This is a genomic window from Acidobacteriota bacterium, assembly GCA_028875725.1.
In the GTDB taxonomy this organism is placed as follows: Bacteria; Acidobacteriota; Thermoanaerobaculia; order Multivoradales; family Multivoraceae; genus Multivorans.
Map to the genome: position 1 here is coordinate 642,397 of JAPPCR010000023.1, position 17,684 is coordinate 660,080.

The 17,684-nt window shown below is 68.4% G+C and carries 12 protein-coding genes; 3 read left to right on the forward strand and 9 right to left on the reverse strand.

Translation table 11 applies throughout. The features are described 5' to 3' along the window. Positions 1-12: 12 nt before the first annotated feature. Entirely contained in the window at positions 13-501 is a 489-nt protein-coding gene (locus OXI49_18360) for a formylglycine-generating enzyme family protein (protein ID MDE2692461.1), read from the reverse strand. Then, the gene (locus OXI49_18365) at positions 453-767 is read right to left on the reverse strand and encodes an SUMF1/EgtB/PvdO family nonheme iron enzyme (protein ID MDE2692462.1); all 315 of its coding nucleotides are present in this window, start codon (positions 765-767) and stop codon (positions 453-455) included. Before OXI49_18365 ends, OXI49_18360 begins: the two co-directional genes overlap by 49 nt. Positions 768-1,059: 292 nt before the next feature. On the opposite strand from OXI49_18365, the gene OXI49_18370 reads away from it, so the two are divergent. After that, positions 1,060-2,376 carry a DsbA family protein gene (locus tag OXI49_18370; protein MDE2692463.1) on the forward strand — a complete coding sequence of 439 codons (1,317 nt, stop codon included), beginning with the start codon at positions 1,060-1,062 and terminating at the stop codon, positions 2,374-2,376. Between the two features lie 39 nt (positions 2,377-2,415). Here the strand turns inward: OXI49_18370 and OXI49_18375 are convergent, their stop codons facing one another. From OXI49_18375 to OXI49_18395, 5 genes are all read right to left on the reverse strand, one after another. Next, positions 2,416-4,998 (reverse strand): TonB-dependent receptor, encoded by a 2,583-nt coding sequence (locus tag OXI49_18375; protein ID MDE2692464.1) that lies wholly within the window; start codon positions 4,996-4,998, stop codon positions 2,416-2,418. Positions 4,999-5,122: 124 nt separating this feature from the next. After that, positions 5,123-6,703, reverse strand: a complete 1,581-nt coding sequence (locus OXI49_18380; GenBank protein ID MDE2692465.1) for an ABC transporter ATP-binding protein — start codon at positions 6,701-6,703, stop codon at positions 5,123-5,125. Beyond that, entirely contained in the window at positions 6,700-7,728 is a 1,029-nt protein-coding gene (locus OXI49_18385; GenBank protein ID MDE2692466.1) for an ABC transporter permease, read from the reverse strand. Before OXI49_18385 ends, OXI49_18380 begins: the two co-directional genes overlap by 4 nt. Continuing rightward, complete coding sequence (gene yejB / locus OXI49_18390; protein ID MDE2692467.1) at positions 7,725-8,801, reverse strand: microcin C ABC transporter permease YejB; 1,077 nt, start codon at positions 8,799-8,801, stop codon at positions 7,725-7,727. Before yejB ends, OXI49_18385 begins: the two co-directional genes overlap by 4 nt. Before the next feature lie 3 nt (positions 8,802-8,804). Beyond that, entirely contained in the window at positions 8,805-10,685 is a 1,881-nt protein-coding gene (locus tag OXI49_18395; protein ID MDE2692468.1) for an extracellular solute-binding protein, read from the reverse strand. Between the two features lie 113 nt (positions 10,686-10,798). Here OXI49_18395 and OXI49_18400 point away from each other — a divergent pair, with 113 nt between their 5' ends. Next, complete coding sequence (locus OXI49_18400; GenBank protein ID MDE2692469.1) at positions 10,799-12,148, forward strand: aspartate aminotransferase family protein; 1,350 nt, start codon at positions 10,799-10,801, stop codon at positions 12,146-12,148. Here the strand turns inward: OXI49_18400 and OXI49_18405 are convergent. Both OXI49_18405 and OXI49_18410 read right to left on the reverse strand, forming a co-directional pair. Further along, a complete protein-coding gene (locus OXI49_18405) occupies positions 12,145-13,230 on the reverse strand; it encodes a serine hydrolase (protein ID MDE2692470.1) in 1,086 nt (361 codons plus the stop codon). The two genes, OXI49_18400 and OXI49_18405, sit on opposite strands and share 4 nt — an antisense overlap. A gap of 58 nt (positions 13,231-13,288) precedes the next feature. Further along, positions 13,289-14,524 (reverse strand): serine hydrolase, encoded by a 1,236-nt coding sequence (locus OXI49_18410; protein ID MDE2692471.1) that lies wholly within the window; start codon positions 14,522-14,524, stop codon positions 13,289-13,291. A gap of 168 nt (positions 14,525-14,692) precedes the next feature. Here OXI49_18410 and OXI49_18415 point away from each other — a divergent pair, with 168 nt between their 5' ends. Continuing rightward, entirely contained in the window at positions 14,693-17,611 is a 2,919-nt protein-coding gene (locus OXI49_18415; protein ID MDE2692472.1) for a carboxypeptidase-like regulatory domain-containing protein, read from the forward strand. Positions 17,612-17,684: the final 73 nt, after the last annotated feature.

Consider the following 17,684-nt stretch of genomic DNA (forward strand, 5'->3'; position numbering starts at 1 on the left):
CGGAGCGCCGGTCTAGGGCGCCAGCGACTGCGCCACCCGGAAGCCGATGAAGTAGCTCCGGAAGCGCGAGTAGATCTCGAGCCGCATCGCGGAGCGCAGGTAGGCGGGGCCGCCGTTGTAGGCGCCGCCGCGGGTCACGCGGCCGACGCAGTCGCCGTCGAGCCAGGCGCTGCCGTCGCTCGGAGCGTCTTCGTAGCTGTCGTTCCAGCAGTCGGCCGTCCACTCCCAGACGTTGCCGTGGGTGTCGTACAGCCCGAACGGGTTCGGCGTGAACGACCCGGTCGGCGCCGTGTAGCGGTGGCCGTCGTCGGGCCAGCCGTGGTCCTGCTCGCCGTTGGCGTGCGCGGCGCTCGGTTCGTCGCCCCAGCTATAGCGGGTCGAGGTGCCGCCGCGCGCGGCGTATTCCCACTCGGCCTCGCTCGGCAGACGGTAGGCCTCGCCGGTCACCGCGGTCAGCCAGAAGACGTAGGCGCGGGCGTTGTCCCAGTTCGCGTTGAGCACGGGATAGCTGCCGCGGCCGCGGCCCTCGTCTCCGGCTTCGTAGCCCTCGCAACCACCTCGCGGACGCCGATGGCGAAGGGCTCGGCGATCGTTACGTCGCGGGCCGGGCCTTCGTCGTCGTAGCGGCCCGGTTCGTCCGCCGGCGAGCCCATGACGAAGGAGCCGGCCGGCACGACGACCATCTCGGGACAGACGTCGCAGTCGCGGAAGGTAGTGCCGGGGGCGAGTTGGGCCTGGGTCGCTGCGGCGGCAATCGCGAGAGCCACGGCGGCGAGTAGGAGGCCTGGCGTTGGGTGCGAGGCTGGGGACCGCATCGTGCTTCCGAGTCTGCGAGGCGGGATCGAACTGCCTTGGATCGTAGCGCCCGGCAAGGCAGTGCTCTGGGTGCGCGGGTCTTCTGACCCGCCCATCGGCCAAAGCCGCGGAGCGGCGGAGGCCGGAGAATGCGGCCGCCGGCTTCGCCGGCGACGTTCTTCCTGGTCGCCTTCGGCGGCAGCGGGTCAGAAGACCCGCGCACCCAGCGATAGCCTCGCCGTCCCATCGCACCCGGGAGCACTCATGTCGATCAAGTCCTTCGCCTCGAAGCAGTTCTCCACCCATCTCCTCGACGAGCGCCGGCGTGATAAGGCCCGGGCCCGCGCGGAGCGGGAACGTCGGCGGAAGGGGGAGCCGCACCGGATCGAGTTCTTCCACCAGGTCGACGATCCGTATTCGCATCTCCTGGCGCAGGCGCTGGTGAAGCTCCAGGAGCGCTACGACGTCGAGGTGGTGACCTGGCTGGTCGAGCCGCCGGAGGACTGGGCGGCGCCGGCGCGGGCGCTGCTGGAGTCGTACTCGCTGGTCGATGCGCGGCGGCTGGCAGAGAAGGCGGGCTTCCATGTGACGTCGGCAGAGCGGCCGGACACGGAGCGGGTGGTCAGCGTACAGCGGCAACTGGTGGCGACGCTGGAGGAGCTGGAGAAACCGGGGTCGGTGGCGACTCTGGAGGCGGCGGTGGTTCTGGGGAAGGCGTTGTGGGGTGGCGAGTCCGTCGCAGCGGACGAGGGCACAGTGACGGACGCAACGCTCCAAGCCACGCTCACTGCCGGCACGGAACGGCGCGCCGATCTTGGCCACTATCTGGGCGGGACCTGCTTCTACGGCGGCGAGTGGACCTGGGGCATCGATCGACTCTCGTATCTGGAGGAGCGGCTTGCCGATCTGGGGGCGCGGCGGTCAGCAGGCGCGCCGATCTACTCGCAGCCGCGGCTGCTCGAGGAGCCGGTTCCGGCCGGCGCCCTCGAAGCGGCGAACCTTCCCGACCTCCACTTCTTCGCGTCGTTTCGGAGCCCGTACACCTGGATCTCGACCGAGCGGGTGATCCGTCTCGCCGAGGCCTTCGGCGTCAACCTGCGGATCCGCTTCGTCCTGCCGATGGTCATGCGCGGCCTGCCGGTGAAGCGGTCGAAGCGCGTGTACATCCTCCTCGACGCGGCGCGCGAGGCGCGGCGGAACGGCGTTCAGTTCGGCCCCATCTCCGATCCGGTCGGCAAGCCGGTGGAGCGCGGCTACTCGCTGCTGCCGTGGGCGATCGAGCAGGGCCGAGGCATCGAGTACTTCCGGTCGTTCATGACGCTCGTGTTCTCGCAGGCGGTCGATGCGGGTTCGGACCGGGGGTTGCGGCGGATCGTCGAGGAGGCCGGGCTGGACTGGACCGAGGGTCGTGGATACCTGGACGATCCGGCGTGGCGGAAGGAGGCGGAGCGGAACCGGGAGGAGTTGTTCGATCTCGGCCTGTGGGGCGTGCCGTCGTTTCGCGTGGGGTCGGTGGCTGCCTGGGGCCAGGATCGGTTGTGGGTGCTGGAGGATGAGTATCGGCGGTTGGCCGCCGAGTAGTCCTCCTGCATGGGACGCCGGCGCACCCAGTGTGTGACGTCACCAGCGGTAGTTGAGCCTCGCGTAGTAGTAGCCGCCACTCAAGCCCCAAGGCGTCACGGGGCTGTACCGCGAACCCAGCACGTCGACGAGGCCCGCGGGCGCGGACGCGAAGGTGTCGAACATGTTCTGGGCGCCGACGGAGAGCGTCGTGTCCGCGGCTATCGGGATCGTGGCCTCGAAGTCGAAGATGAAGGCCGCGTCCTGGACCGGCGGCGCGGGGTCCACCCATAGCCGCGTGTAGTAGTAGTCGATCCAGGAGCCGTAGTAGCTGAGGCGGCCGAGCAGGCCGACCGAGCCGACCTGCTGGCCCACCGCGAGGTTCCAGCGGAGGCGGGGCACGCCGCGCTCGATGGAGAGCACGTCGGCGGCGCTCAGCAGGTCGGACTCCTTCGTGACCTCGGTGTCGGTGTAGTTCAGGCTGAAGCTGAACTCGGTGTCGCCGCCGAGGGCGAGCGGAATCCAGGTCGAGACGACGTCGATGCCCTGGGTACGGGTCGAGAAGTCGTTGATGAAGAAGCGGAAGAAGGAGAGGTTCCGCGCCGAGGTGATGCCCTGCGAGAGCAGCAGCTCGCGCTCATCCTCGGTGAGCGTAATCACCTGCGACAGCGACAGCCGGTCGTCGATGTCGACGTTGAAGATGTCGGCGGTCAGCGTGAACGGCCCGTTGTCGATCACCAGACCGGCCGTCGCGTGGACCGACTCCTCGGGTTCGAGCGGCTTGCCTCCCCGCAGTTCCGCCGCGATGAAGGTGGAGGGCACGGTGGCGCTGTCGACGAGTTCCAGGGTCGTCGGGTCGATCGTCGTCTGCACGTTCAGCGCGTTCTGCTGCCCGGGCGTCGGCGCCCGGAACCCGGTGCTGACTCCGCCGCGCAGTGCAGCGGCGTCGCTCAGCTCCCGGCGGAACGACAACTTGCCGTTCGTCGTGTTGCCGAACACGTCGTAGTCCTCGACCCTCAGGGCGGCGCCCAGGCCCCAGCGGTCGTCCTCGCCGTGCAGCTCGACATCGCCGTAGACGGCGACGTTGTCGCGGCTCCACCTTCCGGCCGTGTAGTCGGGGAAGCCGGGGAAGCCGTTCGAGGCGGGAATGAAGCCCTGCTCCGCGTAGGGGCCGACTTCCCAGGACGGCCGCCCGCCGGCGCCGATCGTGAAGCTCTCGTCCCGCCACTCGGCGCCGGCTGCGACGCTCAGTCGGTCGGACACGGAGTAGGAGATGTCGAAGTTCAGGTTGACGTCTTCCTGCTCGTAGAGGCCGGGGTCGAAGTCGCGCGGCGTGTCCGGTCCGAGCGACGCGTTGACCGTGTTCATGAAGAAGAAGTCCGACTCGTGCGAACCGAGGCTGGCGGAGAGGTCCCAGGTGAAGCCGTTGTCCAGCTCCTTCCGGAACCCCGCGACGATCGAGCTGTCCGTCACGAAGCCGCCGAACTGCGGGGTGAAGCCGCCCGGAGCGATCTCCTGGAAGGAGAAGCAGTTCGGGTCGGCGAACACCTGGGCGAGGGCGTCCTGGTCGGGCACGTTGTTCGTCACCGTGACCACGGGACAGTTCGCCGAACCCATGCCCTGGGCCCGGAGGACGTCGCCGATCAGGAGCGTCTCGCCGCCGTCGAGGCTGTAGATGCTCTCCCGCGAGTTCGGGTTGCGGAAGAAGAAGCCCTCGGTCATCTTCTTCTCGGCGAAGTTGGCGAAGCCGTAGAACTCGAGGCCGCCGTCGGCGCGGTGACCGATGTTGGCGAAGAGCTTCACGTCATCGTCGACCGCCGGGTTGCCCCAGATCTGCGCAGGCTGGCGGACGTCGTGGTTGCCGGCGGCGATCAGCGCGGCGGCGTCCTGGCGCTGGACGCTGCGGCTGGTCGGGTCGGCCTCGCCGTACTCGAAGCTGAAGTTGGCGAAGCCGTTCTCGCCCATCGGCAGGCCGAAGTTGCCGGCGACGCTGTAGCCGGCGCCGTCCCCCGCGATGTAGCTGCCGCTACTCACCTCGATCGAGCCGCCCGAGGCGTCATCCCTGAGCAGGAAGTTGATGACGCCCGCGATCGCGTCCGAGCCGTACTGCGCCGACGCGCCGTCCCGCAGCACCTCGACCCGTTGCAGGGCGATGGCCGGGATCGTCGAGATGTCGGGCCCCTGCGCGCCGTCCGTCACCCCGCCGAACCAGGCGACGACCGACGACCGGTGCCGGCGCTTGCCGTTGACCAGGATCAGCGTGTGGTCGTGCGCCAGGTTGCGCAGGCTCGACGGCCTCACCAGCGTCGCCGCGTCGCTGATCGGGTGGGTCGCGACGTTGAAGGAGGGAATCAGGTTCCGCAACTGGTAGTCGATCGCGGAGGCGCCCTGGCGCGTGATGTCCTCGACCGGGATCGCGTCGATGGGGACCTGGGATTCGGTCACCGAGCGGGGGCGCGCGCGGCTGCCGAGGACGACGATCTGTTCGTCGAACTCGTGTTCAGGCGCTTGCTCGTCTGCCTCCGCGTCGGCCTGTTCGTCCTCGGCGAACTCCGCCTCCTGGGCCGCGGCGGCGGCGGGTGCGAGCATCAGTGAGGCGGTGATCGCTGCCGCCAGCAGCGAGTGTCTCGTCGTCCGGGTCATGGACGCGCTCCTTTCGTTTATCCGTGATGGCTGTGTTGCCGCGGACCCTGCAAACCGGGGGGCGTGCGAGCCGACCAGGCCATGCGGCTAGCCCATCAGTGCGTCGGGGATCATATGGGAACCGTCAGTGGAGCGCGGCCGCCATCAGCGCCTGCGTGTACGCCTCGCGCGGGGCCTCGAAGAGTTCCCCGGCCGGGCCGTGCTCGACGATGCGGCCGTCCTTCATGACGGCGATCTCGTCGCAGAGGGCGCGGACGACCTTCAGGTCGTGGCTGATGAAGAGGTAAGTGAGCCCGTGGCGTTGCTGGAGGTCGAGCAACAGCTCCACGATCTGCGCCTGGACCGTCATGTCGAGTGAGGACGTCGGCTCGTCGAGAACGACGAAGCGGGGGCGGAGGATCATCGCGCGGGCCACCGCGATCCGCTGGCGCTGGCCGCCGGAGAACTCGTGCGGGTAGCGGCGCCCGATCTCCGGGTCGAGGCCCACCTCGGTCAGGACCTCGGCGACCCGGTCGCGGCGCTCGCCCGCCGGGAGGCCGGGTTCGTGGATGCCCAGGCCCTCGGCGACGATCTCCTCGACGGTTAGCCGCGGCGACAGGCCGCCGTACGGGTCCTGGAAGACGATCTGCATGGACCGGCGCAGGGGCCGGAGCTGCCTGAAGCCCAGGCCGTCGATCGCGACGCCGTCGAAGGCGATCTCGCCGCGGCTCCTGAGCAGGCGGACGATCGCCATCGCGAGGGTCGTCTTGCCGCTTCCCGATTCGCCGACGACGCCGAGGCTATGTCCCTGGCGGACGCGGATCGAGACGTCGTCGACGGCGACGAGCGAGCGCTTCCGCGGCCAGCCTCGAAGCTGGAACTCCACGGTCACGTCCTTCGTCTCGACCAGCGGCGGCGCGTCGTCATCGGGGATCGGGCAGGCGCCGCGGGGCTCCGCGTCGATCAGCTTGCGCGTGTACGGGTGGTTCGGGCGCTGGAAGACCTCATCGGCGGCGCCCTCCTCGACGACGTGCCCCTGCTCCATCACGTAGACGCGGTCGGCCATCGCGCGGACGATCCCGAGATCGTGGGTAATCAGCAGCAACGCCATGCCGAGCCGCTCCTGCAGCTCCTTGATCAGCGCGAGGATCTGGGCCTGGACGGTGACGTCGAGCGCGGTCGTCGGCTCGTCGGCGATCAGCAGGTCCGGTTCGTTGGCGATCGCCATAGCGATCATCACCCGCTGGCGCTGGCCGCCCGAGAGCTGGTGCGGGTAGGAGTCGAGCCGCTCGCGCGCCTCCTGGAGGCCGACGAGTTCGAGCAGTTCCACGGTCCGTTCCCGGGCGGCGGCTCCGCTCAGACCGCCATGCACCGCGAGCACCTCCTCGACCTGCTTCCTGATCGTGTGAAGCGGATTCAGTGAGGTCATCGGCTCCTGGAAGACCATCGAGATCCGGCTGCCGCGGATGGCGCGCATCTCCTGCTCGCCGGCGCCGACGACCTCGTTTCCCTCGATGCGGATCGAGCCGCTCGGGTGCGACGCCCGCGGGTACGACAGCAACTGGAGGATCGAGAGCGCGGTGACCGACTTGCCCGAGCCGGACTCACCGACCAGGGCGACGGACTCGCCGCGGTCGAGCCGCAGGTCGAGCCCGTGGACGACCTCGACGCCGTCGAAGGCGACGGCGAGGTCGGCGATCTCGAGGAAGGGTGTCGTTGACGTCACGACTGCGTCCCCGTCCGCCGTGGGTCGAAGGCGTCGCGCAGCGCTTCGCCGATGAAGATGACCAGCGTCAAGAGCGTGGCCAGGGTGAAGAAGGACATGACGCCCAGCCACGGGGCGTGCAGGTTGGCGCGGCCCTGGGCGAGCAGCCTCCCCAGCGAAGGCGCGTCGGCGGGCAGGCCGAAGCCGAGGAAGTCGAGTGACGTCAGGAGCGTGATCGACCCGGTCAGGATGAAGGGCAGGAAGGTGAAGGTCGCGACCATCGCGTTGGGCAGGACATGCCGTCGGACGATCCGCCGGTCCCCCGCTCCCAGGGCCCGCGCGGCCGTCACGTACTGGAAGTTGCGCGCGCGCAGCACCTCGGCCCGCACCACGCCCACGAGCGCCATCCAACTGAACGCGACCAGGATGCCGAGCAGCCAGAAGACGTTCGACTCGACGATGCTGGAGAGGATGATCAGGACGAAGAGGATCGGCAGCCCGGCCCAGATCTCGATCAGGCGCTGGCCGAAGAGGTCGACCTTGCCTCCCAGGTAGCCCTGGACGGCGCCCGCCAGCACGCCGATGATCGAGCTCAGGGCCGTGAGCACGAGGCCGAACAGGAAGGACAGCCGGATGCCGTAGATGAGGCCGGCCAGGACGTCCTTGCCGACGTCGTCCGTGCCCAGCCAGTGCCGCCGCGACGGCGGGTAGGGCGCCGGCCCCGCAAGCTCGTAATCGATCGTGTCGTGCGCGTAGGGAATCGGCGGCCAGATCATCCAGCCGCCGCCGTCGCGGACTAGATCCTTGACGAACGGCTCCCGATAGTCGGCTTCCGTCTCGAACACGCCGCCGAACTCGGTCTCCGGGTACGTCGCGACGATCGGAAAGTAGAACCGTCCCTCGTGGCGAACCACCAGGGGCTTGTCGTTGGCGAGCACCTCGGCGAACAGGGTGGCGCCGAAGATGACGAGGAAGATCCCGAGCGACCAGTAGCCACGCCGGTTCGCCTTGAAGGCGGCCCATCTCCTCTGCGAGAGGCTGCTCACACGTCCCGGGTCTCGAAGTCGATCCGTGGATCGGTCAGCGTGTACGTGATGTCGGTCAGGAGCTGCAGCACCAACGCCAGCAGGGTCGAGATGTAGAGGGTGCCGAAGATGATCGGGTAGTCCCGGGTGACGATCGCCTCGAAGCCGAGCAGGCCCAGCCCGTCGAGCGAGAAGATGATCTCGGCCAGCAGCACGCCGGTGAACAGCGCGCCGACCAGAGCCCGCGGGAAGCCGGCGATGATGATCAGCATCGCGTTGCGGAAGACGTGGCCGTAGAGCACGCGTCGCGGCCTGAGGCCCTTGGCCTTGGCGGTCAGCACGTACTGCTTGTTGATCTCGTCGAGGAACGAGTTCTTCGTCAGCATGGTGAGGGTGGCGAAACTGCCCGCCACCAGGGCCGTGATCGGCAGCACCAGGTGCCACAGGTAGTCCTTGACGCGGGCCCACGTCCCCAGGTCGGCAAAGTCGTCGGACACCAGACCCCGTAGCGGGAAGTACTCGATCATCCCGCCGCGCGCGAAGAGCACGATGAGCAGGACGGCGAGGATGAAGGCCGGGATCGCGTAGCCGACGAGGATGACGACGCTGGTCCAGATGTCGAAGGGCGAACCGTCCTTGGTCGCCTTGCGGATGCCGAGCGGAATCGACACCGAGTAGACGATGAGCAGGGTCCAGAGCCCCAGGGACATCGACACCGGCAGCCGGTCCAGGACGAGGTCGATGACCGGGACGTCCTGGTAGAAGCTCTCGCCCAGGTCGAAGCGCAGGTAGTCGCGAAGCATGATCCCGAAGCGGACGTGGGCCGGCTTGTCGAAGCCGAACTGGCGCTCGAGTTCCTCGATGAGGGCCGGGTCGATGCCGCCGGTGGCGGTCAACTCCGTCTCCAGGGTGGCGTCGGCCACACCGCCGCCCAGAAGCCCGACTCCGGCGTCGAGGCCGGTGCCCTGAAGCCGGGCGATCGCCTGGTCGACCGGTCCGCCGGGCGCCGCCTGGATGATGACGAAGTTGATCAGCAGGATGCCGACCAGCGTCGGCACCATGAGGAGGATGCGGCGCAGGACGTAGAGGAGCACTCTCTAACGCGTCTCGCCCAAAACCGCGTCGACGCGGGCGCTCTTCTCCTCGTCGAACCACCAGAGCTGCGGGAAGCCGGTCCAGTTCAGGTGCTCGTGCCCCAGGGGCGGATGGCCGAAGCGGTCCCAGTACAGGAGATGGCGGCCCTTGGGGGCGCCTTCGGGAATGACGTAGAAGCCCCACAGCAGCACCCGGTCGAGCGCCCGGCCGGCGATGTTCATCTCCTCTTCGGTCTCGGCTCCGATCACCTTCTCCACCAGGAAGTCCACCGCCGGGTTCCTGATCCCCGCGTAGTTCCACAGGTTCGGGGAGTCGACGCTCCGGGAGTGCAGGTAGCTGCGCGTGCGGCCCGGCTGCGGGATGGGGTGGGTGTAGATCTTCTGCATCGTCATGTCGAAGTCGTACTGGCGCGCACGGTTCGTGAAGATGTTCGACTCCACCCGGCGGACGGTCGCGTCGATGCCGAGGCGGGTGAGGTTGTCGACGAACGGCACCATCATCCGTTCGTGTTCCCTGAGCATGACCATGATCTCGAACCGGAGCGGCTCTCCCGTCGCCTCGTCGACGCGCCTCATGTCACGGAGGACCCAGCCGGCCTCCTCGAGCAGCTCCCCAGCCCGCAGCAGCGCCTCCCGGTTGCGGCCGTAGCCGTCGGTTTCGGGAAGGGTGAACTCGTGCGTGAAGACGCGGTCGGGGACGTGCTGCCGCAGCGGCTCGAGCAGCGCCAGTTCCCCGGCCGACGGCAGGCCGCGCGCCGCCATCTCCGAGCCCAGGAAGAACGTCGTGTTCCGCCGCAGCGCGCCGTACTGGAGAGTGCGGTTGCCCCAGTCGAAGTTGTAGGCCAGGGTCAGCGCCTCGCGGACGCGTATGTCCTGGAAGATCGGCCGGCGGGTGTTGAAGACGACCGACCAGTGCATCCCGTAGGTCATCCTCATCCGGTAGGTCTCCTTGTTGAAGAGCCCCATGCCGACCTCGGGGAAGTCGTAGGCGGTGGCGACCTCCCGCTCGTCCTGGTCGCGCCAGTAGTCGACGACGCGGGCCTTGAGCGCCTGGATGCCGGCCTTCATGTCCCGGAAGTAGAGGACGGAGATCCGGTCGAAGTTGTGGTAGCCGCGCCTGACGTTGAGGTCCTTCGCCCAGTAGTCCGGAACGCGCTCGAAGACGAGACGGCGGCCGGGGTCGACCTCCTTGACGCGATAGGCGCCGTTGCCGAGCGGCCCCTCCAGGCTGGTCGCCGTGAAGTCGCGGTCCTGCCAGTAGTGCTTCGCCATCGGCAGGAAGGCGGACGCCTCCATCACCGCTCTGCGGCTTCTTCCCTCGGCGCCGAGAAGGAAGCGGAAGGAGCGCTCTCCGAGACGCTCGATGCCCTCGACGTGCCGCCAGGCCGCCTTGAAGCTGACCGGACCGTCCGTCTTGAGGGTGTCGAACGTCCACACCACGTCGTCGACCGTCACCGGCACACCGTCGTGCCATCGCGCCTCGGGTCGCAGCGTGTAGGCCACCCAACTGTAGTCCCCGGCGACCTCGACCGTCTCGCACAGCAGGCAGTAGAGGGTCGACAGCTCGTCCTCCGACCCCATCATCAGGCGATCGGAGGTGATCACCGTGACCCGCCAGTTGGCCCAGGCCGGCGTGCGCCCCATGTCGGCGTAGGGATGGATGTTGTTGAACGTCCCCGGCAGCCACGTGCGCATCTCGCCGCCCTTCGGCGCGTCGGGATTGACGTAGTCGAAGTGCGGAACGTCGGCGGCGTACTTCGGTTCGCCGAAGTAGGCGATCGCGTGCGTCGGGCCTTCCTGGGCCGGGATAGCCGTGGCGGCGCCCAGGCAGCACGTCACGCCGATGGCCGCTGCCGCGAGCGCATGCGGAGAAGCTGTGTTCACGGCTCGCCACGATAGCGGAGCCGGGTCTGCAGGCCGGCCGGGCCGCAGTACACTCGTCGCCCCCGTCGAACCTCGGAAGAGAGGGCTGGAGTGTGAACGACGTCTCGAGACCCGTGGCCGCCAGGACGGCGGCCCCCCGGAGCACCGATCGCTACCTCGGCGAGAACTCGGCCTCGCGGTCGCTTTACGAGCGCGCCCTCGACGTCATGCCCGGCGGCAACAGCCGCCACACGCTCGTCATGGACCCGTACCCGATCTACGCGGCGTCCGGGCACGGCTGCATCGTCACGGACGTCGAAGGCCAGGAGCGCATCGACTTCGTCAACAACTACACCTCGCTGATCCTCGGGCACTCGCACCCCGCGGTGACGGAAGCGGTCGCCCGGGTGATCGGGAGCGGCACGGCCTTCTCATTGCCGACCGAGACGGACATCCGCCTCGCCGAGCTGCTGGTGGAGCGCATCCCCTACATCGACCAGGTCCGGTTCGCGAACTCCGGCAGCGAAGGCGTGCTGCTGGCGATCCGGGCCGCGCGCGCGGCGACAGGCCGCAGCAAGATCGCGAAGTTCGAGGGCTGCTACCACGGCATCTACGACTACGCGCAGGCTTCCGACAGCTCCCGACCGAAGAACTGGGGCGAGTCGGAACGGCCGGCGACGACGCTCGAACCGAGTATGGCGAAGAGCCTCGAGACGGAGGTCGTCACCCTGCCGCTCAACGACATTGAAGTCTGCGGCGCCCTGATCGACGAGCATCGCGACGACCTGGCGGCGGTGCTCATGGATCCCCTGCCCGCCGCGCTCGGGCTGATCCCGCCACGGGCTGATTTCGTGGCGGCGATCCGGGCGAAGACGAGGGAGTGCGGCGCGCTCCTGATCGCGGACGAGGTGCTTTCCTTCCGCATCGACTACCGCGGCGCCTGCCACCGCTTCGGGATCGAGCCGGACCTCGTGTCGCTCGGCAAGATCATCGGCGGCGGCTTCCCGGTCGGCGCCGTGGCCGGCAAGGCGGACGTGATGAAGGTCTTCGACCATCGCGACGGCGAGCTGGTACACCACGGCGGCACCTACAACGGCAACCCGGTGACCATGGTCGCCGGCTACGAAACGATGAAGCGGCTGACGCCGGAGGTCTTCGCCGAGTTCGATCGGCTAGGCGACCGGGTCCGCGCCGGGCTGCAGCAGGTGCTCCAGCGGAACGGCATCGAGGCCGTCGCGACCGGCCGCGGCTCGCTCTTCGCCGTCGTGCCGGGGAACGAACCGCCGAAGGACTTCCGCGCGGTGTTCACCGCCCGTTCCGCGGCGCCGCAGATCCAGAAGATCGCCAGGGAGATGCTCAACCGGGGCATGCTGATGGGCGCCCGCGGTCTCTTCGGCGCGCTTTCGACGCCGATGGGCGACGCGGAGATCGACCGTTTCCTGGAAGCCGCCGACGGCGCCGCGGCGTACGTGCTGGCTACCTAGGGAAGCCGTTCCAGCAAGAGGGCCAGCAGGGCGTCGCGGACCTCGTTGCGGAAGTCGAGTTCGTTCTGGTTGAACTGGACCGCCACCGCGATGCCGGAGTCCCGGTGGTAGTACATCGTGGAACGCCAGCCGGGGAACCAGCCGCCGTGGCCGATGAGTTCGCCGTACGGGCTGTCGGCACGGTAGACGCCGAGGCCGTAGGTCGCGCCGGCGTCTTCGCCGCGGTAGCCGGAGTTCAGCATCTCCTCCAGGTACGGTCCGTCGAGGGCACGCTCCTCGTAGAGGATCTTGGCCCAGCGGGCCAGGTCGCGTGAGTTGGAGACGTAGCCGCCGCCGGTCCACTCGGTCTGCGGGCTGAACGCCATCACGTCGCCCTCGGCGGTCTTTGCCGGCAGCGAGAAGGGGTTGTCCTCGCCGACGTGACCGGGGGCGAGGTCGGGGAACGTGCGGCCGATCTGCTCCACCGTGCGGGGGAGGTCGTGACGGTCGAGGACGCGGCGCCTGGCCTCGTCGTAGTACGCGCCGCCGGAGGCCGCCTCCATGATCAGGCCCGCGACGAGGTAGCCGGTGTCGGTGTACGCGTACCCCTCGCCGGCCGGGAACAGGGGCTCCTTGTCGAGGACGTACTGGACCAGGTCCCGCGGCTCGAACCAGGCGTCGGGGTCGCCGGCCGGACCGCGCCGGGACCGAGCCTCGGCGCGCCAGCCTTCGTCGTAGACGTGGTCGGTGAGTCCGCTCGAGTGGCTGAGCAGGTGGCGGAGGGTCATCGTCTCGTGGTTGGGAAGGCGGGTCCACCACGGTTCGTCGCCGAGCCAGCGCGACGCCAGGTCGTCGAGGCCGAGCAGGCCCTCGTTCACCATGCTGAGCGCGGTGGTCGCGGCGATCGTCTTGCCGATGCTGCCGGCCGGCATGCGGTTCGCCGGATCCATCGGCAGATCGTTGTCCGGATCGGCGTAGCCGGTCGCGGCGACGCCTTCGCTGCCGTCCGGGAGGACGAAGGCGGCGGTAGCGCCGATGAAGCCGAGCTCGGCGCGGAGTTCGTCGAGGCGTGCCTGGAAGAGCTGCTCGGTTCCGGATGTCACGTCCGGGGCCGGCGGTGCGGCGCAAGCCGCGGCCAGGAGGACCGCGGCGACGAAGACGCTACTCCCACCCGTAGGCCGCCCGGATTCTGATCGGCAGCTCGACGAAGATGACCGGGTTGGCTTCGCTGCTGTTGGCCAGGATGACATAGCCGTTGCCTCCTTCGAGCGATCCGACGAAGTTGCCCCGGAAGCCCCAGTTGCCGCCGCTGTGTCCGAAGAAACGGTCCGCTTCTCCGGGTGGCGCGGGGCGGTGTGGCGTGTCGGCGCCGGTGGTGAAGCCGAGAGCGTAGTTGCCCACGCCTCCGGGTGTCACCATCTTGCGGGTGAACCCGGTCGTGAGGATGCGGTTCGAGCGCCCCTCCAGGGAAAGCTGGACCTCGATCAGGAACTTCGCCAGGTCCGTCGGGGTCGTCCAGAGGCCCGCGGCGTAGAGCTCCGGGTAAACGTGCCAGGGTGCGCGTGGCTCCCCACCGTCCTCGTCGGACCTGGTCGCCGACCCGCCGGCCCGCGCCGCGTTGCCGTGAAGTGCCGGCGGCAGGGGCTGGCAGAAGCAACTGCGGTTCATGCCGAGCGGGTCCAGGACCGCCTCCTGCAGGAGCTTCTCGAACGGCTTGGCCATGGCGTCGCTCAGAGCGAGTTGCAGGATGGTGGAACCACCCCCGGAGTACTGGTAGCGGGTGCCGGGCTGCCAGCCGACGACGACCGGGTCTGTGTTCGCGGGCGTCTCCTCGTCCTTCCGTCCCAGGACCTCGGGGACTGTCGGCAGCTCGGCGTCCGGCTTGTAGCCCGGGAATCCCGAAACCGTCGTGCCGGCCGTCATGCTCAGCAGCATCCGCGGCGTCACCGGAGTCTCGGCTAGCAGTTCGGCGTCGTCCCGGAGCTGCCAGGAGCGGAGCATGGAGTTGATGTCGTCGTCGAGGTCGAAGAGTCCGTCCTGCACGGCTCGGAGCACCGCCATCGCGGACACCGGCTTGCTGATCGAGGCGGCCTGGAAGAGGGTCTCCGTGTCGGCAAGAGTGCCGCTCGCCTCGTCGGCGACGCCCCAGGCCCTGGCCCAGTGCAGGCGATAGTCCTCAACGACGGCGACGCTTAGCGCCGCGATGCCGTGCGCCTCCATCAGCTCGGCCAGACTCTTGCCGGCATCGTCGCTAGCTCCCGCCTCCCGCGGTGCCTCGATCCTTGAAATCAGGTCCGCCGGGTCGTCCGCCGCAGCCTCAACCGGCTGGGCCTGGAGCGGTACGTTGAGAAGGCCCGCCAGCAGGAAACCGGTCGAACTCCAGGGGACCTGGCGCACGCCCAGCAGGCTAGCAGCGTCCGCAGCCGTCCGGCTGCGCTGCCGCGCATAACCCGGAAGCGCCGCCGAAGCAGGCAATGGCGTGTGTCGGGCCCAGCGAACTGGGCCGCAATACACTCGTCGTCTCCCGTGACGTCCGGTCGCGCCCAATCGTATGATTCCGTCCAGGTGAATGCTGTCCCGGCAGCACTGATCAGCGTCCTCCTCGCATCCGGTGGCGTCGGATTCGGGCAGCAGGCGGAGACGGCCGCGCAGCCGCCGGACCAGGCCACGTTCTCGACGATGCGGGATCTCGCCGGCGGTGTTAAATCAAAGCGTCGAATCCGTTTCGAAGGAGCTGTCGAAACGATGAGCGGGCAGGGGTGCTACGACCCTGCGGACATCGAGTGGCAGGGCCTTGTGGGCATGACGGCGGAGGGAGCAGCCGTCTACAGACTCCGCAGTCCCAGCCTCATGCGGATCATCGACAGGGATACGGGCCGCTCCAGGTACGGCCTGCGTCTTCCGAGCAGCCGGCTAGGGCTCGTTCAGGACGGCGACGACAGCTCGCGTGCGATGGGACGCGTCACCAGCGGCGTCACGGTGGTCGACGGTGCGACGGAGGAACCCGTACGCGGCGCGCGCGTGCTCCTGCTAGCCGATCAGGGCCGTCCCGAGCCCCTGCTGTGCCTCCTGGACACGGATTCGGAGGGAACGGCGGTTCTGCCTCAGGCTCAGTGGGTGTTCGGAACGGTCGTGGCCGCCGAGGGGTTCGTCGGCGGCGTGGTCACGCCCGATCCTTCGGGACCCGTGCGGCTGGCGCGTTCCCGGACGATCAGCGGCCGTGTTCAAGGCGCCGAGCCATGGGCCATTTATGACGCTCAAGGCGTCGAGCTATTGGGAGGCTACGGCCTTGTGGCAGCCATACCTCACAAGGAACCCGACGGGGAGAACGAGGACATCGTCGCCGCGGCGCTGGTGGACCCCGATGGGGGGTTCGTGCTGCACGGCATCCCCCCTTCGACTTCGAGGCTGCTGCTGGCCATGTTCCGTGCGGACGACCTAATCGCAATGAGTCTGCACGCATCGTCGGGTTCGCCCGCCTCCGTCCCGGTCGACGACGCTTCGGTCACCTTCATCTCAGCCGACCCCGACGCCCGGGTGGAACTCCGTTTCCTCAGGTTGCCGGATGGATCCGAGGTCCAGGACTACGCCCTGGGCCGGATGGCTCGACCGCAGCTCAGGCAGGAGGAATCCAGCTACTCTCGGCGGCGACTGCCCTCCGGCTGGTATGACATCCGCGCCTACGATCGGACTCTCGCCGAGTTCTTCCTGGAGCCGGACGAGGAGCTTGACCTCGGCGTGCTGGGGACGACCGAGGAGTTCACGCTTGAGGTCCGGGGTCTCGATGGCCGCCCCGGCGACGTCTGGTGGTCCAAGGAACTATGCTTCGACAACGAAGTCGGCAGCGAGAGCACACGCACCGCCGTTGGCCCGCAGCAACTCGCGACCCTGAGGATTCCAGAGGGCTGCAAGGCCATCTGGGGTCAGGTTTCGGCGCCTGGCATGATCGCGGATCACTTCGACTGGAGCCGCGGCGACCCGCTCGCAGCGGTCGTCACGCTGCGTCCCGGATTCCCGATACGCGGCACCGTGTGGGGCCCCAGCGGGCGGCCGCTTGAGAATGCCCGGGTGAGCGCATTTGACGAGTTCGAACTTTCGAGGAGCCGCGACGGGCGATATCCCAAGCCGGCTGCGACCAGCATCGTTGATGAGGTAGGCCGTTTCGAGCTCACCGTCGAACACAGGAGCGCCTTCTTCGTGAGGGCGGTGCACTCGGGTTACTTCGCCCCCCCGCACCGCGTCGACCTGTCTTCCGGCCCGGCACCGGCTCTCGCAATCACTGCACGGCGGGGCGCCGCGGTTACCGGCGTCGTCCGGAGCCCTAGCGGCCGGCCAGTGGAGGGGGCCACCGTTCATTGGTGCTACCTCGGCCGTGAGCCGGTCGTATCGCCCAGCACCTACGCCGCCGTCCATGGCTGCAAGAAGCAAAGGCCTGCGTGGCGCGACCGCGCCGAGTTGGCTCTATGGAACCTGGAAAGTGGTCAGATGATACGAACCGACGCTGCCGGCGCGTTCCGAGCCGAGCGGAAGAACGTTCGAAGCGCCGCTTTCTTCACCGCTCTGCCGCCAGGGGAGATCGAGTTCACCGTTCGCCCCTGGGCGGGACGCGCGGAGTCGAGCATTCACACGCTCAAGCCGGGCGACAACGAGATCGAGATTACGCTGCGGAACGGTCACAGGATCGAAGGACAGGTGCTCGGTCTACCGGAAGGCAGCCCCGCAGCGGAAGTTCACCTGACGGCGGGACGGGAGCCGGATGTCTGGACACGCTGGTCTACCAAGACTGCGGAGGCGGAACAGGGTGCCTTTCTGTTCGAGAACCTGTCGAGTGGCTCCAAGCCTTACCACCTGTACGCAACAGCACCCGGGTACAAGTCCCTGGAGAGCCACGTCGTCCTGCAAGCAGGGGACGACGGCCGCGCGGTTGTGCTGAAGCTGGTGCCGAACAGTTCAGAGATCGAGGGGGCGATCTACCCGCTCGAGCTCGGCTCCGAGCCGCGCCTAACAGCGATTTCGCGGACCGCAGAACAGCGAACCGTGGCGATAGGCACCGGAGGTTCGTTCGCGTTCACGAATCTCCCCGTCGGCGAATGGCGGTTGATCCTGAACCACGGAGTGCCGAGCGGTCGCGAGGAGATCACCGTCCGCCGCGGCATTGCTCTTGTGCGTGAAGATGCGCTTGAGCACATCGACATCGACCTGGGTTCGCTTCCCACAATCCACTTCGTCGGCCAGCAGCCCGGGGGCATGCTGCGAATTCACAGCGACAGCGAACTGGACTACGTATTCGGACCGGTGGCCAGCGTGCCCGTAGGCGAGACGGGTCGGGCCACGATTCACGCTCCCGCCCCTGGGACGTACAGAGTCAGCTATGTGACCCGGCCGGGGCCCAACCAGGGCACACTGTCGTTCTCGTTGTACCGCCAATGGCTCGAAGGCACCCAGACCTTCCACGTCGAGGATTTCGAGCCCGACGACTTCTGAACGCGGAACTCGCCGCTGCCCAACGGCGGTGCCTCGATCCTTGCGATCAAGCACGGCGTACTCAGCACGCTGT

Excerpts from the sequence above, each read along its gene's own strand:
- OXI49_18375 (MDE2692464.1), bottom strand. The coding sequence starts at position 4,998 with ATGACCCGGACGACGAGACACTCGCTGCTGGCGGCAGCGATCACCGCC.
- OXI49_18370 (MDE2692463.1), top strand. The coding sequence starts at position 1,060 with ATGTCGATCAAGTCCTTCGCCTCGAAGCAGTTCTCCACCCATCTCCTC.